This is a genomic window from Mesorhizobium sp. M0771, assembly GCF_040320155.1.
GTDB lineage: Bacteria > Pseudomonadota > Alphaproteobacteria > Rhizobiales > Rhizobiaceae > Mesorhizobium.
In genome coordinates this window covers 120,697-147,194 of record NZ_JAMYPC010000013.1, presented here as the reverse complement: position 1 = coordinate 147,194, position 26,498 = coordinate 120,697, and the positions used below count along the sequence as shown (strand labels likewise).

18 protein-coding genes are annotated in these 26,498 nt (G+C 64.3%); 10 read left to right on the top strand and 8 right to left on the bottom strand.

Features of this window, described 5'->3' with window-relative positions; genetic code table 11:
• The first annotated feature begins 2 nt into the window (after positions 1–2).
• From NKI05_RS20290 to NKI05_RS20280, 3 genes are all read left to right on the top strand, one after another.
• Positions 3–2,081, top strand: coding sequence for an acetate--CoA ligase family protein (locus NKI05_RS20290; RefSeq protein ID WP_023752428.1), 2,079 nt, complete (start codon positions 3–5; stop codon positions 2,079–2,081).
• Complete coding sequence (locus tag NKI05_RS20285; protein ID WP_023752427.1) at positions 2,074–2,856, top strand: carnitinyl-CoA dehydratase; 783 nt, start codon at positions 2,074–2,076, stop codon at positions 2,854–2,856. The genes NKI05_RS20290 and NKI05_RS20285 overlap by 8 nt, the downstream gene beginning before the upstream one ends.
• Before the next feature lie 124 nt (positions 2,857–2,980).
• A complete protein-coding gene (locus tag NKI05_RS20280) occupies positions 2,981–3,916 on the top strand; it encodes an alpha/beta hydrolase (protein ID WP_023816368.1) in 936 nt (311 codons plus the stop codon).
• A gap of 6 nt (positions 3,917–3,922) precedes the next feature.
• Here the strand turns inward: NKI05_RS20280 and NKI05_RS20275 are convergent, their stop codons facing one another.
• Both NKI05_RS20275 and NKI05_RS20270 read right to left on the bottom strand, forming a co-directional pair.
• Entirely contained in the window at positions 3,923–4,786 is an 864-nt protein-coding gene (locus NKI05_RS20275) for a hypothetical protein (protein WP_023689945.1), read from the bottom strand.
• Positions 4,787–4,792: 6 nt separating this feature from the next.
• Complete coding sequence (locus NKI05_RS20270; protein ID WP_023755582.1) at positions 4,793–6,385, bottom strand: ABC transporter substrate-binding protein; 1,593 nt, start codon at positions 6,383–6,385, stop codon at positions 4,793–4,795.
• A 202-nt stretch (positions 6,386–6,587) separates the two neighbouring features.
• On the opposite strand from NKI05_RS20270, the gene NKI05_RS20265 reads away from it, so the two are divergent.
• The 5 genes from NKI05_RS20265 to NKI05_RS20245 all read left to right on the top strand — a co-directional run bounded on the left by NKI05_RS20265 (position 6,588) and on the right by NKI05_RS20245 (position 16,706).
• The gene (locus tag NKI05_RS20265; protein WP_031205889.1) at positions 6,588–8,843 is read left to right on the top strand and encodes an NHL repeat-containing protein; all 2,256 of its coding nucleotides are present in this window, start codon (positions 6,588–6,590) and stop codon (positions 8,841–8,843) included.
• Between the two features lie 10 nt (positions 8,844–8,853).
• Positions 8,854–12,711 (top strand): DUF7929 domain-containing protein, encoded by a 3,858-nt coding sequence (locus NKI05_RS20260; RefSeq protein WP_023816365.1) that lies wholly within the window; start codon positions 8,854–8,856, stop codon positions 12,709–12,711.
• A 303-nt stretch (positions 12,712–13,014) separates the two neighbouring features.
• Entirely contained in the window at positions 13,015–13,692 is a 678-nt protein-coding gene (rpe, locus tag NKI05_RS20255) for a ribulose-phosphate 3-epimerase (RefSeq protein ID WP_023689949.1), read from the top strand.
• Between the two features lie 495 nt (positions 13,693–14,187).
• Positions 14,188–14,925, top strand: coding sequence for a GntR family transcriptional regulator (locus NKI05_RS20250; RefSeq protein ID WP_023694237.1), 738 nt, complete (start codon positions 14,188–14,190; stop codon positions 14,923–14,925).
• A gap of 269 nt (positions 14,926–15,194) precedes the next feature.
• Positions 15,195–16,706: a malonate--CoA ligase gene (locus NKI05_RS20245; protein ID WP_031205885.1), complete on the top strand. Its 1,512-nt coding sequence runs from the start codon at positions 15,195–15,197 to the stop codon at positions 16,704–16,706.
• A 72-nt stretch (positions 16,707–16,778) separates the two neighbouring features.
• Here the strand turns inward: NKI05_RS20245 and NKI05_RS20240 are convergent, their stop codons facing one another.
• The 6 genes from NKI05_RS20240 to NKI05_RS20215 form a co-directional block, all read right to left on the bottom strand.
• On the bottom strand, positions 16,779–18,833 hold the full coding sequence (locus NKI05_RS20240; RefSeq protein ID WP_023816378.1) for an ABC transporter ATP-binding protein/permease: 2,055 nt from the start codon (positions 18,831–18,833) through the stop codon (positions 16,779–16,781).
• A 72-nt stretch (positions 18,834–18,905) separates the two neighbouring features.
• A complete protein-coding gene (locus NKI05_RS20235; RefSeq protein ID WP_023746600.1) occupies positions 18,906–20,018 on the bottom strand; it encodes an NAD(P)/FAD-dependent oxidoreductase in 1,113 nt (370 codons plus the stop codon).
• Positions 20,019–20,027: 9 nt separating this feature from the next.
• Positions 20,028–21,203, bottom strand: a complete 1,176-nt coding sequence (gene nagA, locus NKI05_RS20230; RefSeq protein WP_023806186.1) for an N-acetylglucosamine-6-phosphate deacetylase — start codon at positions 21,201–21,203, stop codon at positions 20,028–20,030.
• Entirely contained in the window at positions 21,200–22,231 is a 1,032-nt protein-coding gene (locus NKI05_RS20225) for an SIS domain-containing protein (RefSeq protein WP_023684262.1), read from the bottom strand. The genes nagA and NKI05_RS20225 overlap by 4 nt, the downstream gene beginning before the upstream one ends.
• Positions 22,228–23,010: a GntR family transcriptional regulator gene (locus tag NKI05_RS20220; protein WP_023696933.1), complete on the bottom strand. Its 783-nt coding sequence runs from the start codon at positions 23,008–23,010 to the stop codon at positions 22,228–22,230. The genes NKI05_RS20225 and NKI05_RS20220 overlap by 4 nt, the downstream gene beginning before the upstream one ends.
• On the bottom strand, positions 23,007–23,885 hold the full coding sequence (locus NKI05_RS20215; protein WP_023702502.1) for a glucosamine kinase nucleotide-binding domain-containing protein: 879 nt from the start codon (positions 23,883–23,885) through the stop codon (positions 23,007–23,009). The genes NKI05_RS20220 and NKI05_RS20215 overlap by 4 nt, the downstream gene beginning before the upstream one ends.
• A 199-nt stretch (positions 23,886–24,084) precedes the next feature.
• Here NKI05_RS20215 and NKI05_RS20210 point away from each other — a divergent pair, with 199 nt between their 5' ends.
• Positions 24,085–25,041: an N-acetylmuramic acid 6-phosphate etherase gene (locus tag NKI05_RS20210; RefSeq protein WP_023702501.1), complete on the top strand. Its 957-nt coding sequence runs from the start codon at positions 24,085–24,087 to the stop codon at positions 25,039–25,041.
• Between the two features lies 1 nt (position 25,042).
• Complete coding sequence (locus tag NKI05_RS20205) at positions 25,043–26,302, top strand: ABC transporter substrate-binding protein (RefSeq protein ID WP_023711281.1); 1,260 nt, start codon at positions 25,043–25,045, stop codon at positions 26,300–26,302.
• Positions 26,303–26,498 lie beyond the last annotated feature (196 nt).

The window sequence follows — 26,498 nt, the reverse complement described above, 5'->3', positions numbered from 1 at the left end:
CCATGCACAAGCTTGAGCGTCTGTTGCGCCCAAAATCCATCGCGGTGTTCGGCGGGGCCCAGGCCGCCGCCGTCGTCGCCCAATCGATCAAGATGGGCTTTGTCGGCGAAATCTGGCCGGTGCATCCGAACAAGGACGAGGTCGCCGGCCGCAAGGCCTATCGCTCGGTCGCCGAATTGCCCGGGGCGCCCGACGCCGCCTTTGTCGGCGTAAACCGGCATCTCACCATCGAGGTGATCAAGGCGCTGGCCAAGCGTGGCGCCGGCGGCGCCGTCTGTTTTGCCGCGGGCTTTCTTGAGACCGAGGCCTATGACGATGACGGCGAGCGGCTGCAGGCCGAACTGGTGGCTGCCGCGGGCCAGATGCCGATCATCGGGCCGAACTGCTACGGCCTGATCAACTATGCCGATGGCGCGCTGCTATGGCCCGACCAGCATGGCGGCATCAGGCTGCCCGAAGGCGCCAAGGGCGTCGCCATCATCACCCAGTCCTCCAACATCGCCATCAACATGACGATGCAGAAGCGCGGCCTGCCGATCGCCTTCCTGATGACCGCCGGCAACCAGGCGCAGACCGGCCTCTCCGAAATGGCGCTCGGCCTGATCGAGGACGAGCGCGTCACCTCGCTCGGCCTGCACATCGAAGCCTTCGATTCGGTAGCCGGCTTCGAGAAGCTGGCGGCGCGGGCGCGCGAACTGAAGAAGCCGATCATCGCCATGAAGGTCGGTCGCTCCGAACAGGCGCGGCAGGCGACGGTCTCGCACACGGCATCGCTGGCTGGCTCGGACGCTGCCTCGGGCGCTTTCCTGCGGCGGCTCGGCATTGCCCGCGTCGATTCCATCCCCGCCTTCATCGAGGCGCTGAAGCTGCTGCATGTCACCGGGCCGCTGCCCGGCTATCGTCTGTCGTCGATGAGCTGCTCCGGCGGCGAAGCCTCTGTCATGGCCGACAGCGCCGAAGGCCGCTGGGTCAATTTCCCGGAGCTCACCAGGAAGCACCGCGCCCATGTCAAATCGACGCTCGGGCCGCTGGTCGCGGTCGCCAACCCGTTAGACTATCACACCTTCATCTGGAACAACGAGCCGGCGATGACCGCAACCTTCACCGCCATGGTGTCGGGTGGCTTCGACCTCAACATGCTGGTGCTCGATTTCCCGCGCCCCGACCGCTGCTCGGTCACCGACTGGTGGGCGACGCTGCGCGCCTTCGAATCGGCGCTGAAGACCAACAAGGCGCATGGTGCGATCGTCTCCTCGCTGCCGGAGAACCTGCCGGAGGAATACACCGCCGAACTGATGGCGCGCGGCATGGTGCCGTTGTTCGGCATCTCCGAGGCCATGGATGCCGCAGGTGCGGCAGCCTTCATCGGCTGGGCCTGGGCCGAGCCGCAGGCGCAGTCTATCGACACGTCGGCTGCAGGTGCGGCCGGAGGTGACCATGTCACCCCTGACGAGGCCGAAGCCAAGGCGCGGTTGATCAAGGCCGGCTTGCCTGTGCCGAAGGCAGAACGTGCCGCCAATGCTGTCGAGGCCGTCATCTCATCGATGGCGCTCGGCTTCCCGGTGGCGCTGAAGGCGCTCGGAGTCACCCACAAATCGGAAGTCGGCGCGGTCAGGCTGAACCTCAAGGACGCCGAATCCGTGAGCACGGCGGCGCATGATCTGCTGCCGCTCGGCACCGGCCTCTATGTCGAGCGCATGGTGCGCGACGGCGTTGCCGAACTGATCGTCGGCTTCACCCGCGACCCGATGTTCGGCGCCGTCATGACGCTGGGCACCGGAGGCGTGCTGGTCGAGCTGTTGCGCGACAGCGTCACGCTGATGCTGCCGGCGACGCGCGACGACATCGAGGCGGCCCTGCGTGGCCTTAAACTGTTTCCGCTGCTGGACGGCTATCGTGGCCGGCCCAAGGCCGATGTAGGGGCTGCCATCGACGCCATCGCGGGCATTGCCGGCTTCGTGCAGACGAATGCCGGAGAGATCGAGGAACTCGACATCAACCCGCTGATCGTCTGCGCCGAGGGCAAGGGCGCCTGGATCGCCGACGCGCTGCTGGTGCTGGGAGAGAAGAAGAATGTCTGACGTCATTTCCACCCGCCGCGAGGGCACCATCCTCGAGGTCACGCTCGACCGGCCCAAGGCCAACGCCATCGACCTCAAGACCTCGCGGCTGATGGGCGAGACCTTCAAGGCGTTCCGCGACGATCCCGGATTGCGCGTCGCCATCGTCAAGACCGCCGGCGACAAGTTCTTCTGCGCCGGCTGGGATTTGAAGGCAGCCGCAGGTGGCGACGCGGTCGACGGCGACTATGGCGTCGGCGGTTTTGCCGGCCTGCAGGAGCTGCGCGACATGAACAAGCCGATCATTGCCTGCGTCAACGGCATGGCGGTGGGCGGCGGCTTCGAGCTGGCGCTGTCCTGCGACCTCATTTTCGCCTCCGACCATTCCTCCTTCGCCCTGCCCGAAATCCGCGCCGGCACGCTGGCTGATGCCGCGACGATCAAGCTGCCCAAGCGCATTCCCTACCATGTCGCCATGGACCTTCTGCTCACCGGCCGCTGGATGGATGTGGCGGAAGCGTATCGCTGGGGGCTGGTCAACGAAGTGCTGCCCAAGGACAAGCTCGAGGAGCGCGTCTGGGAGATCGCCCGGCTGCTCGCCGGCGGTCCGCCACTGGTGTTTGCCGCGATCAAGGAGACGGCGCGGGTGGCCGAGGCGCTGACCTTCCAGGACGCGATGAACCGCGTGACGCGCCGGCAATTGGCGACGGTCGATGCGCTTTATGGCTCGGAGGACAATATGGAAGGGTTCCGGGCTTTTGCGGAAAAGCGCGACCCGATGTGGAAGGGGAAGTAGCCTCTTTACCCTCCCCTCGATGGGGAGGGTCGGACCGAAGGTCCGGGGTGGGGTGATGCGCCACCACCCCCCACCCGCCGCTTCGCGGCGACCTCCCCCATCAAGGGGGAGGTAAAGGAGCTGCATGACCGACTACAAAACCCTCATCGACGCCGAGACCTGGGCCTTCATCGAGAAGACCAACTCCTACTATCCTCCCGACACGATCGACTACACCATCGCCCAACAGCGTGCGATCTATGACAGGATGTGCCGCGAGTTTTTTGCCGGCTATCCCGATGGCGTGACGGCGGAAACGACAATCATTGCCGCCCACGACATCCCGATCCGCATCTATCGCTCTGCCTCACCCAACCGGGACGCGATGGTGCTTTACATCCATGGCGGCGGCTTCATCCTCGGTGGGCTGGACAGCCATGACGATGTCTGCGCCGAGCTGTGCGCCCGGACCGGCTTCGAAGTGGTCTCCATCGGCTACCGGCTGGCGCCAGAGCATCTGCACCCTGCCGCCTTCGACGATGCGCTGCATGCCTTCGAATGGGCGGCCTCGAACTACGACTGCCCTATTTTGCTCTGCGGCGACAGCGCCGGCGGCAATCTCTGCGCGGCTGTCGCCCACGCAACGCGCAGCCATGCCAAAAAGCCGATCGGCCAGGTGCTGATCTATCCCGGCGTCGGCGGCGACCGTTCGCAAGGCTCCTATTTGACGCATGCGGAAGCGCCGATGCTGACGGTGCGCGATCTCGACTTCTACAGGGATATCCGCACCGGCGGCGTCGATGGGACCGGCGACATCACTTTGTATCCAATGGCCGACGCAGATTTTACCGGCCTGCCACCGACAGTGCTGATCACCGCTGAGTGTGACCCACTGTCGTCGGACGGCGAGGCCTATCGCGACCGCGTCCTCGCTGCCGGCGGCCATGCCACCTGGTTCGAGGAGCCGGGACTGGTGCACGGCTATCTCCGGGCCAGGCACACGGTTGGCCGGGCCCGCGCCTCCTTCAGCCGCATTGTCGAGGCGGTTTCCGTGCTGAGCAAGGGCGACTGGATCTGGTGATCCGGCTCAACCGCGGACAAAGGCGATCAGCGCCTCGGCCATGCGATCGTTGAACTCCCGGCGAAAGCGGTTTTTCTTCAGCCATTCCGGATTTGAGCCGACGGTCTTGTTGGCATCGACGACAATACCTTTGCCGTCGACGATGAAATAGTCGATGGCGCCGAAATCCAGATTGAGCCTTTGCCGCACCGCCAGCACCTCCGGCGGGACGGCGCCGCCCACCTCATTGCTCAGGATTTTTGAGCCGGCGCACAACACATCGTCGTAGACCTGCCGCATGTTGACCTCGGCACCGAGCAGGAACATGTAGCGGTGCTTGACGATGGGCAGGTCGAGCGTATCGAAAGCGAACTTTTCCACCATCAGGCGATTGTTGCGCCATACATCCCGCGGAACCTCGCCGATCGTCTGGTAGACCTTATAGGGCGGGCACAGGCGGTCCTTGTAGCCGGGTTCGAAGAGCTTGCGGATGGCATGCGCGCTCCTGGTCAGGCCGTTGCGATGCTGCCACCAGCGCTGCTCTGGTCGGCCCCTGGAGTTGAGGACCGTCTTGACGACAACCGGCCCCTCGTGGCTGTCGCCTGCCTCCAGCTTCAGTGTCGAATAAAGGTGCCGGTGGATGGACAGCGCGCGGCCATTGATGGTGCGGTCGTAGAGGTGGCCGAGCCCGCGGTACGTTGGCGGCACGACTGTCAGGTCGACATGCAGAAAGGCCACCGGCGCCCGATCTCGGCCGGCTGGCCGGTCGAGCAGGCGCACTTTCAATCCAGCCTGTTCCAGGTAAGGCAGCAACTGCGCGATGCTATAGCTCCGCACCAGTCGGAAATTGCGCAGGCTCTCTACATAGACATCGAGATCGGCGGCAGACACCGAACGCTATTCCTTGATATCGACGCCCGAGAAATCATGGTGATCAAAGGGGTCCATGACATAGCCCGTCACCTGTTCGCGCATCGGCATCGAGACCACGGAGTGGGCGATAGCGACCCACGGCATCTGCTCCCTGAAGATCGTTTGCGCCTGCGAATAGAGTTTTGCGCGGGCAGCGGGATCGACGATCCCGGCTGCCTGCTTGAGCAGATCGTCGAAGGCCGGAAAACACCAGTTGGCACGATTGGTGGTGCCGACGCCGGCACAGCCAAGCGGCACCGACAGGAAGTTGTCGGGGTCGCCATTGTCGCCGGTGAAGCCGAACAGCATGGCGCCGTCGCGGTCGCGTGACTTCGAGCGCGCAAGGTATTCTGTCCACTCATACGTCACGACTTCCACGTTGACACCGATCTTTGCCAGGTCGGACTGGATCATTTCGGCCATACGCTGCGCATTCGGGTTGTAGGGACGCTGCACCGGCATCGCCCAGATCTTCATGTGCAGGTCTTTTACGCCGGCATCGGCGAGCCCCTGCCTGGCGGCAGCGGGGTCGAAGACATGATTGGGGCTCGTCTTGTCATAGGCCCAGGAGGTCGGCGGCAGCGGATTGCGTGCGACTTCACCGGTGCCGCGGAACACGACGTCGACCAGCGCCTGCGTGTCGATGGCAATGGCGATCGCCTTCCTCACCCTTGGATCGTCGAAGGGCTTCTGCAAGGTGTTGAAGGCGAGGTATCCCGTATTGAGGCCCTCCTGCCGCATGACCTTGATTCCGGGCGTCGCCTTGATCGCCTCCAGGTCGGCCGGATTTGGATAGGGCATGAGATCGCATTCGCCGGCGCGCAGCTTTTCCATGCGAATGCTGGCATCGGTGGCAATGGCGAAGACGAGATCGTCGATCTTCGGCTTGCCGCGCCAGTAGTCCGGATTGGCCTTGTAGCGGATGACTGCATCCTGCTGGTAGTCGACAAGCTGGAACGGACCCGTCCCGACCGGCTTCAGCGCCAAGTCGAGAAGCCGCTTCTCTGCGACGAGCTTGTCGGCATATTCCTTGGAAACGACCGAAGCGAAATCCATCGCCAGGTCGGCAAGCATCGGCGAATGCGGCGCCTTCAGCGTCATCACCACAGTATGGTCGTCAAGCTTGCGCCAACCGGCGACAAGATCCGGCATGCCGATGCCGTCGAAGTAAATGTACTGGCGTTTGGCGTAATTGTTGAACGGGTTCTGCGCGTTGGCCTGCCGGTCGAAGGTGAACAGCACGTCATCGGCATTGAAGTCGCGACTAGGCGTAAAGCCCTCGACGATGTGGAATTTCACGCCCTGCCGCAGGTGGAATGTGTAGGTGAGGCCATCGTCGGAAATCTCCCAGCTTTCGGCAAGGCCGGGGCGCACCTTGGTGGTGCCGGGCTCGAACTCGACCATGCGGTTGTAGAGAGCGGTGGCCGAGGCGTCGCGGGATCCGGAGGCGAGTGCGGGATCGAACGTATCGGGGCTAACCTCGGTGCAGTAGACCAAGGTCTTGGCTACGGATTGATGGACCGGCAACGCACATGGAAAAAGCGCCGCCAGCAAGAGAACGAAGTGCCTGCGTGTCATGATCCCCCCAGGGTTGGGAAGACGCTAGCAGAAGCCGGCACTGACGGTAAGTAAGCCGGCCGGTCTTTCGCGCGCCAAGACTGTTTTCCACCTTGAGTTGACACAAGGAATTGGCCGCGCCTCTGTGAAATGGCGGACAGACCCGGCCGCCGTTTTGCATGAACCTTTCCGCTTCAGCCTGCGACTGACGACCAGGCGCCGCATGGTGCGGGCCGGAAAGGATGCCCCCATGACCAGGACCCCAGAGGCTCCACGGTCTCCGGGACCAACGCAAGCTCAGCGCGACCACCGCCTTCGGGATGGAGTCGATGCGCTGGGCTTTCGGCTGATTCCGTTGACCCTGCGCAGGAGCAGGCGTATCGTGAAGATGAGGAAAGCAGACAATTCGATCAGGGACGAACGTGCCGGAACGCCGCGCCTTGCCCTGTTTCGCGCGGCCGGACCGGATGTTCCTCCCGAAAACTTCGGGGGGAGTTTTATGTCCTGCGATCGCGGCGCGTCCATGTCGTCTCCAAGCGGCGGTTTGCGCCGTTCGCTCCATCTGGCCGGCGGTTTGCTTGCCCTGGCGCTGAGCGCCACGCTCTGGTTGGACACAGCCGCCCAAGCGCAGGAAACCCAGATCATCTATCCCGGCTCGATGGCGGTCACCGGATTTTCCGGCACCGTCATTCCCAATTTCGACTCTGCCGATTCCGAAAGGGGGGGGCTGCCGCCCGGCGTCGACCCGGTCGACGAAACCTTCATCGACACGACGCGCGCCACCTTGCGCGTCTTCGACGTTTCGGCGCTCGGCGGACCGGCTTCCGGCCAGCTCGTCTACACGCCGCCGTCTTTCGAGGTGACGGCCGAACAGATCGGCCAGGTGTTCGCCATTACCTATGATGACGGTGTGCGCGACGGCGTTCCCACGGGCGTCCCCAACCTCTATGCCGGCGCGACCTCGCTGCACGGCATCCGTATCGTCACCCCGGACGAAGATGCCGACGGTCGGCCCGAGCGACAGCGCCGCGGAACCGCAGGCGCCGTCTTCATGGACGGCCAGTTCGGCACCGAAAGCGGTGGCGGTCCGGGCACGATCTGGAAGATCGACGGCATCACCGGCGCGGTCTCCAAATTCGCCGACATTGACACCAACAGCGGTTCCGGCATCGGCGACATCAGCTTCGACAGCAATCACCGCGAGTTCTTCGCCAGCGACCTCGACACGGGCTTCATCCACCGCCTCGACGCCAACGGCACGCTGATCGACACATTCGATCACGGCGTTGCCGGGCGGCCGGCGCATGGGCTGGCTCCCGTCGCCGATGACGGTGCGGTGATGGACATACAGGGTGCTGCCTTCGACTCGGAAGACCCCGACACATGGGGCTACACGCAGGACGAACGCCGCGTCTGGTCCGTCGCCTATCATGGCGGCCGGCTCTATTATTCGGTCGGCGAAAAGGCCGAGATCTGGTCGGTTGGCATTGCCCGCGATGGCAGCTTTGCCGGTGATCCGCGCTGGGAGCTGACGGTCAAGGCCGACAAGGACTACGCCGTCACCGACATCGCCTTCGACAACCAGGGCTTCATGTATCTGGCGCAGCGCGGCCCGGTCGAGAATCGCTACGATTACAGCCAGTTCGCCGATTCCGGCAAGGGCGAGGTCATCCGCTACTGGCGCGAAAACCCGGACGATCCGGCGACGGAATCGGTCTGGGTGGAAGAGCCGCAGGAATATGCAGTCGGCTTCCCGCAAGGCAACCGGCAGTCGGCCGGTGGGCTCGACCTGCAATATGGCTATGACGCCGACGGCAATCTCGACACCGGCGTGTGCACCGACACGCTGGTCAACACCGGCGACAAGCTGCGCGACAACCCGACACTTGCCGACCAGCTCGCCGCCGGCGGGCCGCTTGCCGTGCACGGCGTGCAGATCACGCCGACGCCGTTGGTCAAGCCGGCCAACGTGCCGCCTTTCGGCTCGTGGTTCGTCGACTTCGACGGCTATTTCGAAGACCCAGAAGTGGAAGGCCATGTCGGCGACGTCGAGGTCTGGCACCCCTGCGACGGCCGTGCCGGCTATTATGAAGAGATCCCAGGCGGTTATCTGCCGCCGTTCTATCCGCCGGGCTTCCCACCGCCCGGCGATCTGCCTCCGTGCATCGATGTCGAGGATGTTCAGTTCTACTGCACGCCTCGCGGCCTCCAGGCCGACCTCTATCTCCATGACCATGCCGGCTTTGGCGGCGATTCGATCAAGGTCCAGTCCATGACACCAGGCGTCGGGGTGACATCACCCCAGTCGCATGCTCCCGGTAAGCCTTACACGGTCGACATCACCGGCCATTCTCCGGGCGACAGAGTCGATGTTGGACTTTGCTTCTACAGGCAGTCCGACAAGGACAAGGGTGGCTACTACCCTTGCTGCAAGATGACTTTGCCGCTCAGAACCCCAGCCGTCAGCTGCGAACGTTGAGGAGGGGAAGATGAAAAATCTCGCACTTTCCCCGACCGCGAACAGCAGTCAATCCAACGTCATGGAGACCATCATGAAACCCCTGTCATATGCCAGGCGCGGCGCGCGCTGGCTGATGGCGGCCGGTATCGCGGTCGCCATGTTCACCCCTGTGGCAAGCCACGCCGAAGATGCAGTCCCGATCACTCCGGAACTGCGGCTCGACCTAGACAATTCAAAAATCGTCAATCCGAGGCCGGAACGGATCGTGCCGTTCTTCACCAAAACAGGCACACAGAGGAGCTGCGACTACGTCGTCTACTCCCTGAGCTTTGGCCTGCGCGGCGACTCGCAAGGCTTTGCCGACCCAAGCTTTTCGGCCAGGCTGAAGAAACTCCAACTCGACTTCAAGGATCAGCTTCCGCACGGTCTTGCGATCGTCAACGTCAACGTGTCCGGCGACGGCACGGATGCGTCTGGCGGACCGCTGCCGGGTGCGACAATCAGCACCTCGGCTAATCCGAACGATACGGCAAGGGTTTCCGATTTCCGGATTTCCACCACCGATCTCGACGGCGCTGGGGCTGGCAATGAACGCGTCATCAATTTCAAGATCACCGCCAAGATCGACCATGCGGCGTTTCCTTCGCCGACCATCGTCGACAACCAGGGCATGATCAAGGTGACGCCGGGCGTCGGCACGGGGGCCATCATCCCGTCGCAGGATCCGGGCAAGCCCGACGACGGCGACTACAAGACCGGGGCCAAGACCTCGATCAAGATCGACCTCACCAACTGTGACAAGCGGCCTCCGCCTCCCGACCGGGAATGTTTCAAGGTGGAGCGCGGCACGGTCGATTGCGTGCAAGGCGGCGGCGCGTTCATCTACCACATGCCTGTCGGCCCGGAGATGGGCGGCAAATGGGTGCAGGTATCGACGACGACCCCAGGCATCACCATCATCCCCGACACGCAATTGGTGCCGGCGGGCGGCGGTGTGCTGAACTGGAAGATCGTCGGTGCATCGCCCGGCGACGTCATCCACCTCATCGTCACCGGCATCGAGACCTATGCCGGCCCGAAGGAGGGTTGGGGACTATGCTGCACGCAGACCATCGACATCGTCATCCCGCGTGACTTGAGATGTCCCCCCAAGGACAAGGAACCGGACCTCAAGGTCGAGAAACGCGCCGACGTGACGCGTTGCACGATGGGCGGCGGCTGCGACTTCACCATCAAGGTCACCAATGTCGGCGACGGGCCGTATCACGGCAAGATCGTGCTCGACGAGGTGACGCTGCCGGCCGGCTCGACTCTGGATTCAGGGCCCAACCCGCCCTGGGTATGCATGCCCGGCGTGACCCCGATGACGTGCACCTATCCGGTGACCACGCTCAATCCGGGGGCCTCCATCAACCTCAAGCTCGGCTTCAAGCCGGCGGGTGGTTGGCAAGGCAGCGCGTTGCGCAACTGCGCCACCTATAATTACGGCGCCAGCGGCAAGCCGCTGTTCGGCAGCCAGCAGAACGATCGCGGCTGTGCCTCGATCCCGATCTGCCGGCGTGGCGACCGCGACCGCGATTGCCGGCCCCCAGTCGACAAGAAGGTCGACTTGATCCTGAAGAAGCGTGCCCGCATCCCGGTCTGCACGCCCGACGGCATCTGCTACTTCGTGATCGACATCATCAACAATGGCAGCGTCCCCTATAATGGGCCGTTGACGGTTGTCGACAATTACCCGGGCGGCGCGCCGGCCTCTTCGACCTTCGGCCCGTCTCCGCCCTGGACATGCGGACCGAACGGTCCCGGCCAGTTCCGCTGCGACAATGCCGGCATCGTGCTGATGCCGGGCGCATCGACGCCGATCGTCGTCAGGGCGGTCATGCCGGCCGGCTACCAGTCGGATTCGGTCGAGAACTGCGCGGCGCTGAAGCCCGTCTCCGGTGAGGTCGACCTCACCAACAACAAGGCCTGCGCCAAGGAACGCTTCCGTCATCCCAATGGCGGCAAGCCGACCCTACGCATCACCAAGGTCTGCAATGGCTCGCTCGCCGGTGCGGCGGTGGTTTCCTGCCGCATCACCGTCATCAGCCTTGGCACCTCTGCCCCCACCGGTCCGGTGCGGGTCAACGATGCTGCCACGCTGATATCGGGTGGCGCGCCGGTCCAGATCCAGACCGTCACACCCGACGGTGCGGAATGGGCCTGCGGAGCGGTTCCGGCCAATGCGCTGTCATGCCAGATACCCGGCGCCGCGATGACGCCCGGAACCTCCAGGCACTTCGACGTGACGGTCTTGGCCAATGGCGCGTTCGAGAACTGCGCACGCGGCTCATACGGCCCGGCCCCTGGAGACGACGTCGTCTACCCGATCGGCCAGGCCTGCGCCAAGGGCGGCGGCACGTCCACCATCAGCGTCAAGAAGACCGGCGATGCCGAGTGCCAGCCGGGGCAACCCTGCTCGTTCGAGATCACCATCACCAATGATGGCCAGACCGCCTTCTCCGGTCCGGTCCGCATCGGCGATGCGATCGGGGTGGACGGGCTGGGGCGGCTGCAAGGCGTCGCGATCACCTCGATCGAACCGCCCTTCGGCTGCTCGCCCGAACCGACGACCTTGCCGTTGACCTGCATTGCCAACCTGACGCTCGGCGCCGGGGAAAGCCATGTGCACAAGGTCACCGTGGTCCTTCCCGACGCTCCCTTGGTCAATCTGCGGGGCAACGTCAGCGGCCAGAACTGCGTCGGCGTCTTGTCTCCCGACACCAGGGTGCAAGGCGGCGGCGACGTACTGCCCGGCGACCTGACCAACGTCCAGGGCGATCGCGGCAAGGCCTATGCCTGCCATCCGTTCACCATCAAGCGCGAGGTGAAGAAGGAATGCTCGCCAGGCTTCGTCATGAACGATGCCGGCCGGTGCGTGTGTCCGGAAGGCACGGCGTTCCGCAACGGCCAGTGCTCGCCCGACGGCGGCGTCATCATCCAGCCGAAGGATCCGAGGCCCTGCGTGCTGCTCAAGGGCCAGATCCGCACCGAGGATGGACGCTGTGTCTGCCCGCGCGGAACCGAGCTTGAGAACGGCGCTTGCGTCAAGACCGACAAGCCTGGCTGCACCATCCCCGGTTCGGTCCCGACGTCGGACGGCAATGGCTGCTACTGCCCGGAAGGTACGCATCTCGACCGACAGGCAAATGCCTGCGTGCGCGACAAGCAGAAGCCCGAGCAGTGCGGCATACGCGGCCAGGTTCATGACGCCGATGGCGATTGTGTCTGCCCGCGTGGGACAGAGGTGCGCAATGGAGCCTGCCGGCCGATCCGGCCAAAGCCTGAACAATGCTCGATCCGTGGTCAGATCCAAAACGCCAATGGCGATTGCGTCTGCCCGGACGGCACAGAAGTCAGGGGCAAGGTCTGCCGGCCGATCCGGCCGAAGCCCGAGCAGTGCTCGATCCGCGGCCAGGTCCACGACGCCAACGGCAATTGTGTCTGCCCGCGGGGTACCGAGGTGCAAGGCAATGCCTGCCGGCAGAAGAAGCCTGTGCTGGAACAGTGCGACATACGCGGCCAGGTGCACAACAAGCGCGGCGAGTGTGTTTGCCCGCGCGGCACCCAGGTGATCGACGGCGCATGCCGCAAGCCGAGGCCGCAGGTGGGAGACTGCGCCCCGGGCTCGCAGATGGTCGGCGGCCAGTGCGTGCCGATCATCAGGCGGCGCTGCCCCGAAGGCACCGTTGGTCGGTTCCCGAACTGCAGAGCCATCCGGCAGCAGCCGTCGCTCGATCCGACCCTGTTGCTCAATCCAGGTGTCCTTCAGCAGTTCATACCGAAGCGCACGCCGCAGACGCAGGTACAGCCGCAAAGGGATCCGGCGGCCAACTTCAAGCCATAGGATCTGGATACGAGTCAAAATTCAGAGCCCCGTCGGAGCGATCCGGCGGGGTTTTCCTTGGGCGCGCTGCGGCGATCGGGCGGCCAGGTATTCGCCGAACCCGCTGCCGGGCGCAGCAAATACCGACTTTCCCTTTTCGGGATCATGGTCTAGAGCAGTTCATCGTTTCGTGGAAACGCCGAACCGCTCTATCTCTTTGTTTTCACGCAATTCCGGACGGAAAGCCGTTCCCACTTTTCCTGGAATTGCTCTAGCAGTCGTCAAGGCCGCGCCCGCAAACAGGGCGCCCAAAGGGGCCGCATCATGAGCAGGAAGACCCTGATCGCGCCATCGGTGCTGGCGTCGGATTTCTCGAAGCTCGGCGACGAGGTCGAGGCGGTGGCGGCGGCCGGCGCCGACTGGATTCATCTCGACGTGATGGACGGGCATTTCGTGCCCAACATCACCTTCGGCCCGCCGGTGATCAAGGCCATCCGCAACCGCACCAAGGCCTTTTTCGACTGCCATTTGATGATTGCGCCGGCCGATCCTTATCTGGCCGCCTTTGCCGATGCCGGCTGCGACGGCATGACCGTGCATGCCGAGGCCGGGCCGCATCTCGACCGCTCGCTTCAGACCATCAAGGATCTCGGCAAGAAGGCTGGCGTATCGCTCAATCCGGCGACGCCGGAAAGTGCGATCGAATATGTGCTCGACCGGCTTGACCTGATCCTGATCATGACCGTCAATCCGGGCTTTGGCGGCCAGGCCTTCATCCCGGCCATGGTCGACAAGGTCAAGCGGGTGAAAGCGCTGATCGGCAACCGGCCGATTCGCATCGAGATCGACGGCGGCGTGTCGCCGGAAACCGCCCACCTGGTCACATCAGCCGGTGCCGATGTGCTGGTGGCGGGCGCCGCCATCTTCAAGGGCGGCAGCGTCGAAGCCTACCGGGCCAATATAGAAGCCATCCGAACCGCGGCCGACCGGGCTGCCGGCTGACATCAGTTCCAGGGCAAGTTCCCGGCTGGTCGGTTCTCCTCGGCCTGATCTCCCTGCCTGATCCTTCGATCTCCCAAAAAGCCGTCAACGGGTGGCAGCCGCAAGGGCATCGCGGCAAGCGACAGGATCGCGGCATCCGGCACTAGTTTTGGCCCATAAATCTAGTGGATAACTGCCGAAGGGATCTGCATGCGGGGAGAGGTCAATCCGGCGGCATGACGCGCGTTAAGAAAAAATTATCCGTATTCGGGATCTCGAAGCTGTTTCTCGAGGGCACCTGCCATGCTGGCAGACAAACTTTCTTCAGAAGAACAAGTTTTTCACGATTTTAGTTACTTCCGGCGGATAAGATGCGGTCAACCTTCCTCTTTAAGTCGAATATCGTGATCTTTCGCTTGAGGGGCGGATGCCTTAGGAGTTACAGTAAATTTACAAGGGGAAATCGTTTGCTTCGCGAACGGGCTAGCGGAGCATGGGAGAGCTACAGGAGTCATATTGACCTACGGATCTGCCGATGTGAGCGAAGGCGCGGGACCCAAGAGCACACTCGCTAGTACGGTCTATCAACAGCTTCGCGACGATCTCCTGCGCGGCGTGTTTGAAAGTGAAAGCAAGCTTCGTGTCGAATGGGTGGTTTCCCGTTACGGCGCCGGCGCCTCACCGGTTCGCGAGGCCCTCAACCGACTTGCTTCGGAAGGCCTGCTCGGCCGCCACGACCAGCGCGGTTTCTTCATCATGCCGGTCAGTGCCCCGGAACTCGAGGAATTGACGCGCACCCGCTGCTGGCTGGAAGAGCGGGCGCTGCGTGAATCCATTGCCAACCGCACCGGCGAATGGGAAGAGCAGCTCGTGCTGGCCTTGCATCGCCTGGCGCGTGCCCCGCGCCGCTTGCCGGAGGATCCGTCCTCGAACAATCCGGAATGGGAAAAGCTGCACCGCGCCTTCCATCGGGCACTGATCGCAGGCTGCCGCTCGCATTGGCTGACCGGCTTTTGCGACCAGCTTTCGGATCAGGCCTCCCGTTACCGGCTGATCTCCCAGGACGGCAGCGAGCGCGACGAAATCAGTGAACATCGGCTGATTGCGGAGCGCACGGTGGATGGCGATGCCGACGGCGCCGTTGAAGCCCTCCTCAACCACTACCGTCTGACGGCAGCCATGTGCATGGAGCGCTTCAACGACAGCGGCGATCCACGCGTGAGCGCCACCAAGGCGCTGCGCAGCCGCAGATAGAAGCGCTTCCGGTCCGCTATCCAAAATCCGCCCGCTATCCAAAATCGCCCGCTATCCAAGTCCGCTTGCCTTCATCTGATCGGCGGCAAACCCGATTTCACGTTTTTGCCGGACGGAGGCGAAATCGTTTCCTTTGTTCCAAGGCCATGCGCTAGAGCCGGATGATTTCAGGCCGAATCGACCTGAAATCATCCGGCTAAATCAAAGGGTAGAGCATGTCCTCCGAAAACCGCTTCACACTTTTCGGCATCATGCTCTAGGGAAGGCGCATGACCAATCACCTGTTCGACGCGTTCCGCAGCCGGATTTCAGCCTCCGAGCGCATCCTGATGGCGACCGATGACGGACGCGCGATCGCCTATCGCGACATGCTGGCGCAATCGGCACAGCTGGCACATGCGCTGAGGCATTTCGGCGTCGAGCCTGGCGACCGCGTTGCCGTGCAGGTCGAAAAAAGCCCCGAATGCATTTTCCTTTACCTCGCCTGCCTGCGCGCCGGCGCGGTCTTCCTGCCGCTCAACACCGCCTACACGCTGGCCGAACTCGGCTATTTCTTCGGGGATGCCGAGCCGCGGCTGGTCGTCTGCGACCCGGCCCGCGCCGGCGCTATCGCGCCGTTGGCGCAGGCGTCGGGTGCTGCCACCGTCACGCTTGGCAGCAATGGTGAGGGCTCGCTGACCGAACTGGCGGCACAACAGCCCACGGATTTCGACGCCGTGGCGCGCGGGCCGAACGATCTGGCCGCAATCCTTTACACATCGGGCACCACCGGACGCTCCAAGGGCGCCATGCTCAGCCACGAAAACCTGGCCTCCAATGCGCGCGTGCTGGTCGAGCAATGGCGTTTCACCGGGGATGACGTGCTGATCCATGCCCTGCCGATCTTCCACACGCACGGCCTGTTCGTCGCCACCAACGTCACCCTGATGGCCGGCGCCTCGATGCTGTTCGAGCAGAAATTCGACGCCGGCCGCATCGTCTCGCTCTTGCCCCGCGCGACAGTGCTGATGGGGGTGCCGACCTTCTATACCAGGCTCCTGCAGCAGGACGGGCTGGATGCCCAGGCGGCGAAGAACATCCGCCTGTTCGTTTCCGGCTCGGCGCCGCTGCTCGCCGAAACGCACAACGCCTGGCGCGAGCGCACCGGCCACGCCATTCTCGAGCGCTACGGCATGACCGAGACCAACATGAACACGTCGAACCCCTATGAGGGCGAGCGTCGGGCCGGCACGGTCGGCTTCCCGCTGCCCGGCGTTTCGCTGCGCATCGCCGACCCTGACAGCGGCGATGCGCTTGGCCAGGGTGAAGTCGGCATGATCGAGGTCAAAGGTCCGAATGTCTTTTCCGGCTATTGGCGCATGCCGGAAAAAACCAAGGCGGAGTTTCGCAAGGACGGCTTCTTCATCACCGGCGACCTCGGCATCATCGACGCGGACGGCTACGTCCACATCGTCGGCCGCGGCAAGGATCTCATTATCTCCGGCGGCTACAACATCTATCCCAAGGAGATCGAGAGCGAGATCGACGCCGTTGCCGGCGTCTTGGAAAGTGCCGTCATCGGAATTGCCCATCCCGATTTCGGCGAAGGCGTCACCGCTGTCGTGGTGCGGGCGCCGGCATCGCAGATCACCGGGGCCGAGATCGTTGGCGCCATTGCCGGCCAGCTGGCCAAATACAAGCACCCGAAGCAGGTGATCTTCGTCGATGAGCTGCCGCGCAACACGATGGGCAAGGTGCAGAAGAACCTGCTGCGCGAGACCTACAAGGGTCTCTACGGCTAATCCATAGCCGGCTAATGTCTTTGCCCAAGCGCTTCGCCTGGACATCTGTTCGCGGTTCGGCAGTGGCGCCTTTTACCTGCGCGGCTTTTTCACCCGAGTGCTGGAACCCCACAAAGCGCGGTTCAGCAGGCTGCGTTTGCGCTTGCGCGGGATGAGGTCGACGTCGCTGACGAGCTTGGCGCCGCCCTCGCGCCGCTCCAGGGTGATCTTGCGGCTGTGGAAGGCTTCGAGCTCCGCACGATGCGCCACGCTGATGATGGTGACGTCAGGCAGTTCGCGGATCACCGTCAACATCATCGTGTCCTGGCTCTTCTCGTCGAGCGCCGAAGTCGCTTCATCCAGCACCACGATATCGGGGCGATGCAGCAGCAGGCGCGCGAAGGCGAGGCGTTGCTTTTCGCCGCCCGACAGCGTCTGGTCCCATGGCGCCTCTTCCTTGATCCTGCCGGTGAGATAGCCAAGCCCCACCTTGTCGAGGGCAGCCTTGATTTGCTTGATGGTCCACTTGTCCGCCGCCGCGGGATAGGCGACCGCGCGGCGAAGCGTTCCGGAAGGGATGTAGGGGCGTTGCGGCAGCATGAACAGGCGCCTGTCGGTGTGGAAATTGACGCTGCCGCCGCCCCATGGCCACAGGCCCGCGACGGCCCGCACCAGCGTCGACTTGCCTGAACCGGATTCGCCTGAAACCAGCACCCGCTCGCCCGGCTCGATCACGACCTCGGTTTCCTTGACCACGGAGGTGCCGTCGTCGAGTGTCACGGAAAGATTGTCGAGGCTGAGGATGGCGCCGTCTTCGGCTTCGCCTCGGTTGATGCGTCCGAGCGCATCGCTCTGCTCGGCGCGCTCGAGCCCGTCTAGCGACATCATCAGCGAGGCAATGCGCCGCGCGGAGGCGTTCCAGTCGGCAAGGCGCGGATAGTTGTCGACCAGCCAGCCGAACGCGCCTTGCACGATGCCAAAGGCAGACGCCGCCTGCATCACCTCGCCAAGCGTCATCGAGCCTTCGAGGAATTTTGGCGCGCACAAAAGGATCGGCACGACCGGCGCAAACAGGCTCGATCCCTGCGACACCGCCGCCGTGCGCATGTGCTGTCCGGTCAGCAGAGCCCATTGCCTCAGCACGTGGCCGAAATTTCTGTCGATGCCGCTGCGCTCCTCGTCCTCGCCTCCCAGCAAGGCGATGCTCTCGCCGTTTTCGCGCACGCGCGTCAGCGTGTAGCGCAGTTCGGCCTCCGCCTGGTTCTTCCGCTCGGAGAGCTGGACGAAATCGCGGCCGATGACCACCATCGAGGTCGAGGTGATGGCGGCATAGATGATCGCGGTGATGACCAGAAAGCCGGGAATGGTGATGCTCTCACGGCCGATCGGCAGGGTGAGCGCGCCGCCGATGGTCCACAGCACGACGATAAAGGTCGAGGCCGACAGGAACGCGTTGAGGACGCCGGCGGTGAAATCGACCGGCGACTCGGTGGCGATGCGCAGATCCTCGGTCATGCGGGCCTCGGGGTTCTGGTGGTCGCCGCCCACGAGGTTCAGCTGGTAGTAGCGGCCGTTTGCCAGCCAGCGCGCGACGACCCCGGTGGTCAGCCAGGAACGCCAGCGGCGCTGGATCGTCATGCGCAGGTAGACCTGCGCGACGACAAGGCTGCCGCTGCAGATCACCAGCGGCACGAATACGGCGCTGAGGAGATAGACCGTGCGGGCGTTGCGCTGCTCGAGGGCATCGAACATCGAGCGGTTCCAGACGTTGATGCCATACTGGAAACCGATGTTGATGCAGATCAGCAGCAGCACTCCGATCGTCAAAGGCCAGGCGAGCTTGTCGCCATGCCTCCCCCAATAGCCGCGCCCGCTGATCCAGAAACGCCGCAGCAGATATTTCTTGCGCGCCTGCTCGGCCTGCTCCGGCGTCAGCTTGGGATCGGGTTCGACGGCATCCGGCGGCGGCGCAGCCTCGCCAACGGGCTCGGACGCGGCTTCGGCGGCCGATGCTTTTTTCTCGCGCGGCGTGCCCTCGCGCGGTCCATCTCCGCGCGTTTGCCGTGACGGCTTTTCCCGACGCGACTTCGTGGCATCGCGCGCTTCGATGCCGTCGGCCGGTTTCGATTTGGGTTTTGCCTCGGACATATGCCCCGACAACGACCTCCATATCAAAAGGTTTCATGGTATGCGCCTGCCCGACGTTTCAGGAAACGCCCGTCATTGCTGATATAAAAGCCCAACGACATGTTCTGCGATGGCGAGGCTGGCGGTAAGGCCAGGGCTCTCGATGCCGAACAGATTCACGATCTGACCGCCCCCGTGGTCAGCCGGTCCCCGGATGACGAAGTCGGCGGCCGGCTGGCCTGGACCGGACAGTTTCGGCCTGACGCCGGCATATGCCGGTTGCAGGGCGCCGTCCGCCAGGCCGGACCAGTAGCGCCTGATTTCGTCGTAGAAGGCATCGCCTCGTGCGGGATCGACGGTATAGTCGACGCGATCGATCCATTCGACATCCGGGCCAAAGCGCGCGCTCCCCGACATGTCGAGGGTCAGATGCACGCCGAGGCCGCCATGGACTGGCACCGGATAGATCAGCCGCGAAAAGGGCGAGCGACCGGAAAGCGCGAAATAATTGCCGCGCGCCAGCCACAGCGGCGGAACACGGTCTTGCGGGAGGCCTTCGATGCGGCCGGCGAGCGCCTGCGCGTCGAGGCCGGCGGCGTTGATGAAGGCGCCGGTCTTCAAGGTGAAACCCTCGCCATCGGCGTCGCGCGTGTCGATCCGGATGCCGTCGGCTTCGATGCTCGCGCCTGAGACAACGGTGAGCAAGGCGAAAGATGCGCCGGCCGCTTCCGCGTCTCCACGCAATGACAGCATCAGCGCCTGGCTGTCGACGATGCCGGTCGACGGCGACAGCAGCGCGCCGGCGCAGCTCAGCGCCGGTTCCAGGCTTTCGGCCTCTGCGCGCGTCAAAAGCTTGAGGTCACCGACTCCGCATTGCGCCGCGTTGATCTGGATCGCCTGCAGTTTGTCCAACTGGTCGGGTTCGACGGCAACGATCAGTTTGCCGGTGCGATGATGGGCGACGTCGTGCTCGCGGCAATAGGCATAGAGACGCTCGCGGCCGTTGACGCAGAGACGGGCCTTCAGGCTGCCCGGCGTATAATGAAGCCCGGCATGGATGACTTCCGAATTGCGCGAACTGGTGCCCGTGCCGATGGCTGCGGCCTTCTCGACCACCAGCACCTCGCGGCCCGACAGCGCCAGCGCGCGGGCAATGGCGAGGCCGACAACACCGGCTCCGGCGACAACGCAGTCGACATCATGCATGGGTGGACTTTAGCGCGGACTGTCCGCGCCTGCAAAAACCTTGTCGCCGCCGATCCAGACGCCGTTGACGTCGAGGGCGTCCGACAGAGCGACGATATCGGCAGCCGTGCCATTGGCGAAGCGGCCGAGCCGGTGGGCCTGGCCGACCGCCTGCGCCGGATAGAGCGAGGCCATGCGCAACGCTTCCGACAGGTCCAGCCCGACGATCCTGTGCATGTAGCGGACGGCCGAGATCATATCGAGATCGGCGCCGGCCAGCGTGCCGTCGGCCAGCCTCAGGCTGCCATCCTTGCGATAGATGATGCGGCCGTTAAGGGTGAACGACGTCATGTCGGTGCCGATCGTCGCCATGGCGTCGGTGACCAGCACGATCCTGCCCGGCCCCTGCTTGGCGCGCAGCGCGATTGCCATGGTGGCGGGATCGACATGGATGCCGTCGGCGATGATCCCGGCCGACAGACTGCCTATGTCGATGGCCGCACCCGCCAGCCCCGGCTCACGGTTGCCGATCTGGCTCATGGCGTTGAACAGATGTGTGACCACGCTGGCGCCGGCATCGGCAAAGGCTCTGGCCGTGGCGTAGCCGGTGTCGGAATGGCCGAGGCTGACAATCACACCGGCCTTGGCCAAGGCCGCAACGCGGGCAGGCTCGACGGATTCAGGCGCTATCGTCGTCAGCAGCACCGGCAGGTTTTTGCGTGCCGCGACCAGCGCCGCTTCATCCGCATCCGTCATCGGCCGGATCAGCGCCGGTTCATGCGCGCCCTTGCGAGCGACGGAGAGATGCGGCCCTTCGAGATGCAGGCCGAGAAATCCCGGCAGTTTTTGCCGTGCCGCCCCGGTGCCGGCGGCAATGGCCGCGGCGGTGATGTCAGGCGTATCTGTGATCAGCGTCGGCAGCAGTGCGGTCGTGCCGAACGGCGCATGCGCCCGGCAGATTGTTGCCAGCGAGGCGACATCGGGATGGTCGTTGAGCATGACGCCGCCGCCGCCATTGACCTGCAGGTCGACAAAACCCGGCACCAGCATGCCGCCCCCGGCGTCGATGCGGGCAACGCCCGACGGAATGGCGCCGACGGGATGAATGCCTTCGACCACATCGCCGTGCACGACAAGGGCGGCGTTGTCATGCCAGTCGTCGCCATCGAAAATTCGGGCGCCAGTCAGGGCAAAACGGTCGCTCATACGGTTTCCGTCACCTTGCGCAGATTGCGCGGTACATCCGGATCGAGGCCGCGATGGCGGGCGAAGGCTTCGACGAAGCCGTAGAAGGAGACGATCAGCGTCAGCGGGTCAGTCAAGGGATGACCGGTGGCGACATGCGGCAGCCGCGCCGCGCTCTTGGCTTTGTCCGAGGTTACAAAAACTGCTGCACCCTTGCCGGCAAGGTTGTCGGCAGCCTCTGCCACGGACGGCTCGGAGGCATCGCGGGCGGCGAGCGCCAGCACCGGGAAGCCTGGCCCGACCAGGGCCAGCGGGCCGTGCATGACTTCGGCGGCGCTATAGGCCTCTGCATGCATGCCGCAGGTCTCCTTGAATTTCAGCGCCGCCTCGTTGGCCATCGCCGCCGACGGGCCACGTCCCAGGATGAACAGCGATTGCGGCGTCTCCAATGCGCCGGCCAGCGCCATCCAGTCGCAGGCGATCGCCTTGCTGAAATGCTCGGGCAGGCGGGCAAGGGCGGCCAGCAGTCTGTCGTCGCCGGTGCAATGCGCCATCAGCGCCAGGCCGGCGACCGCCGAATTGACGAATGTCTTGGTCGCCGCGACGCTGCGCTCGGGGCCGGCCAGAATGTCGATGGCAAAATCCGAAGCCCGCGCCAGCGGCGAATCGGCGGTGTTGGTGATGGCGACGGTGAGCGCACCGCCGGCTCGTGCCGTCTCGGCCATGGCGACGATATCAGGGCTTTTGCCGGATTGCGAGATGGCGAGGCAAGCCGAACCGGCGAGCTTGAGCTTGGCGCCGTAGATCGAGGCGACCGATGGGCCGACCGAAGCGACGGCCAGGCCGGCGGTCAGTTCGACGGCATATTTCATGAAGGTGGCGGCATGGTCGGACGAACCGCGCGCGACGGTAACGACGAAGCTCGGATCGCGCTCGCGAATGCCGCGTCCGGCCTCGGTCAGCACCGCCGCCGAGCCATCGAGCAGGCGAGCGACGGCTTGCGGAATTTCGTCGATCTCGCGCCGCATATGGGTGGTCTTGGGGATCATGGTCGGCCCTCTTCGCTCGGCCCTGTCAGGCGCAATTCGGCGACGAAATCATAGGCATCGCCGCGGTAGATGGAGCGGGTGAACTCGATCACCTTGCCGCTCGCGAGATAGGAAATGCGTTCGATGTGCAGGCCGGCAATGCCGGATGGCACTTCGAGCAGACGCGCATCGGCGTCGCCGAGATTGGCGGCCGATATGCGCTGCACCGCCCGCACCGGCCGGTTACCGGTCAGTTGCAGCGCCGCATAGAGTGACGAGCCTATCCCGGCCGGATCCGGCAGCACGCTGGCCGACAACGAGGCGCGCTCGATGGCCAGCGGCGTGTCGTTTGCGATGCGCAGGCGCGCCACGCGCGCCACCAGCTCGTTCGACGACAGGCCGAGCACCATCATCTCGTCGGGCGAGGGCGGGTAGAGGTCGCGATCGAGCCAGGCTGAACGCACCGCCATGCCGCGCCTTGCCATGTCCTCGGTAAATGAAGTGAGCCTGGAGAGCGACTGCTCGACGCGCTCCATGCGCGGCGCGACGAAGGTGCCGGAGCCGTGGCGCTGCACGAGGATGCCGCCCTTGACCAGATCCTGCACCGCCTTGCGCACGGTGACGCGCGAAATGTCGGCCTTGGTGGCGATGTCGCGCTCGGAAGGCAGCGCATCGCCCGGCCCGATCAGGCCGCGATTGACGGCGTCCTCGATGCTTTTCCTGAGCTGCAGATAGAGCGGGGCGCCGCTCTGCGACGACTGCTTCAGCGTGGCGAAGATCTGGTCGGCGGCGTCGCTCATCGCGTCGCCTCCGCTTTGGCGAAGATGCGGGCCGCCATCTGCACGGCGCCGCCCAGCGCATCGTCGAGCGGCGCTTTCACCAGCGCCTGGTAGCGCTGGGAAAGGCGCGGCCCATAGAGCGGCGCCAGCCCGCCGAGCAGGCAGAGCGGGGCGTCATCAGAGAGGTCGAGCGCGTGGAGCGACTCCTCGACATCGGCAACCGACTTGTCCACGATCCAGTTGGCGACGCTGTCGCCCTTCTCGGCATGCTCGAAAACCTTGGGCGCGAAGCCGCCGAAATCGCCGGGCTTGGCATTGGTGGTGAACTCGACCACGTCTTCGGGATTGTTGCGGAAAATGCCCATCATGCTGTCGGTCAGGACTGAGCGCGGCCGGACGCCGTCATGGGCGAGCAGCGTCTGCTCCAGCAGGTCGCGGCCGATCCGGGCGCCGCTGCCTTGATCACCGACCTGAAAGCCCCAGCCGCCGATGGCGCGCGACGTGCCGCCCTTGCGCGCCATATAGGCGGTGCCGGTGCCGAGGATGGCCATGGCGCCGTCACCAGAGCCGACTGCCCCTTCGAGCGCGATCTCGGCGTCCGTCTCGACGCGGCTGATGCTGAACGGCAGGATTGCTTCAAGCTGCTGGCGGTAGGTGCCGACATTGGCGCCGGCAAGGCCGAGAATGGCTGGTGTCTGCGGGATCAGGTCCGGATCTTGCCCGGCGGCGATGAAGGCCTGACGAGCAGCCTCGACGATGTGGGTGCGAGCGCCGGTGAGATCGGTGCGGATGTTGGCGGCGCCGCTTTTGGCACGGCCAATGACAACGCCATCGCCTGTCGCAAGGGCTGCCCTGCAGCTGGTGCCGCCGCCGTCGATACCGAGCACGAATTTCACGCGATGTCTCCTCCGGGCGGATAATACCAATAAAATACCAATAGCCAAGGGATTAATTTCCGTTTCAAAAAGATTAAGGCGTATCAGGTTGAAAAACCCGGGAATTTTGCCGGCTCAACGATTTCCAGTTCGCAATTTCGTTAATGCGTGTGGACAAGTGGTATTTTTTTGGTATTGTTCTTCCATCGGAGGGACAGGGATGACCGAACCGCGCACCGAAGCGCTTCACAGCAATGCCGAGGGACTGGACATCCAGGCCCCGGACGCCATCCTTTCTTCTTTGGTCAATGCGCAGATCGAGGCCGCCAAGGCTGTGCGCGACGCCATTCCCGCCATCGCCGCCGCAGCCGAAATCATCGCCGAGCGGCTGAACGGCGGCGGCAAGCTCGCCTATGCTGCGGCCGGCAGCTCCGGCCTGATGGCGCTGGCCGACGCGCTGGAGTTGCCCGGCACCTTCGGCATCAAGCGCGAACGCATCGCCATCCTCATCGCCGGTGGCGACGACGCTTTCAAGACCCTGGCCGGCGGACCGGAAGACGACACCGACGAAGCCTCGACGGCAATTGCCGGCGCCGGCATCGGCAAGGGCGACTGCCTGATCACGATTTCGGCCAGCGGCTCGACGCCCTATGCGGTGCAGGCGCTGAAGGATGCGCGCAGCCGGGGCGCGGCAACCATCGCCATTGCCAACAACAAGGACACGCCCCTGCTCAGGCTGGCCGACGTCGCCATCCTGCTCGAGACGCCACCGGAGGTGATTGCCGGCTCGACGCGCATGGGCGCCGGCACTGCCCAGAAGATCGCGCTCAACATGCTGTCGACGCTTACCGCCATTCATCTCGGCCATGTCCATGACGGCTACATGGTCAATCTCACCGCCGACAACATCAAGCTGCGCGACCGCGCGGCTCGCATCGTCGCCGCTATCAGCGGCCGCGACCGGCAAGACGCCGTGCGGCTGCTCGAAGCGAGCGGCGGCGTCGTCAAGACAGCCATTCTGCTCGCCGCCGGCGCTGCCAACGCCGTTGCGGCCGAGAAGATACTGGAAGGGACCGGCCAGAAGCTGCGGCCGGCCCTTTCCGCGATCGAGGGGAACAAGGGCGCGAAGGCCCCTGTTCTCAAAACCGAACCTGAAAAAGGTCAACAGGGAGACTAGCATGACAACGAAATTACTGACGGCACTGCTTCTCGGCACCAGCATTCTCGGCACCGCCGGGTTGGCTCACGCCGATGACGTAACGCTCAATATCGAAAGCTGGCGCGGCGACGACCTTGCCATCTGGAAGGACAAGCTGATCCCGGCTTTTGAGGCCAAGAACCCGGGCATCAAAGTGGTGTTCGCACCGTCGGCGCCGACCGAGTATGACGCCGCACTCGGCGCCAAGCTCGCCGCCGGCTCGGCTGGCGACCTGATCACCTGCCGCCCGTTCGACAAATCGCTCGAACTGTTCAAGAAGGGCAACCTTGCCGATCTGTCTTCGCTGCCCGGCATGGAGAACTTCTCACCGGTCGCCAAGGCGGCATGGCAGACCGACGACGGCAAGGCGAGCTTCTGCGTCCCGATGGCCTCGGTCATTCACGGCTTCATCTACAACAAGGACGCCTTCGACAAGCTCGGCCTCAAGGTGCCGACGACGCGTGACGAGTTCTTCGCCGCGCTCGACAAGATCAAGGCCGACGGCACCTACATCCCGATGGCCATGGGCACCAAGGACCTATGGGAAGCCGCGACCATGGGCTATCAGAACATCGGTCCGAACTACTGGAAGGGCGAAGAGGGCCGCGCAGCGCTGATCAAGGGCGACCAGAAGCTGACCGACAAGGACTGGGTTGCTCCCTATGAGGAACTGGCCAAGTGGAAGCCTTATCTCGGCGACGGCTTCGAGGCCCAGACCTATCCGGACAGCCAGAACCTGTTCACGCTTGGCCGCGCCGCCATCTACCCGGCGGGATCGTGGGAGATCGGCCTGTTCAACACCCAGGCGCAGTTCAAGATGGGCGCCTTCCCGCCGCCGGTCGAGAAGGCCGGCGACACCTGCTACATCTCCGACCATACCGATATCGGCATGGGCCTGAATGCGGCGTCGAAGAATGCCGACGCGGCCAAGACCTTCCTGTCCTGGGTCGCCTCGCCGGACTTCGCCACCATCTACGCCAACGCTTTGCCGGGCTTCTTCAGCCTAAATTCCACCCCGGTGAAGATGGAAGACCCGCTGGCGCAGGAATTCGTCTCCTGGCGCGACAAGTGCAAGTCGACGATCCGCTCGACCTACCAGATCCTGTCGCGCGGCACGCCGAACCTCGAGAACGAAACCTGGGTTGAATCGGCCAACGTCATCAACGGCACCGACACGCCGGAAGCTGCCGCCAAGAAGCTGCAGGACGGCCTCGACAGCTGGTACAAGCCGGGCAAGTAAGCTCAGGACAGACAGGCCCCCAAGTGGACGGCCCTGCGTTTTTCGATAGCATCATCGACTGCGAACGACGGCGCCGCCCCTCATCCGCCTGCCGGCACCTTCTCCCCGTATAGTGACGGGGAGAAGGATCAGCCGAAACGCAGGCGCCCCCTCTCCCCGTCCTTCACGGGGAGAGGGTAAGGGTGAGGGGCAGCGC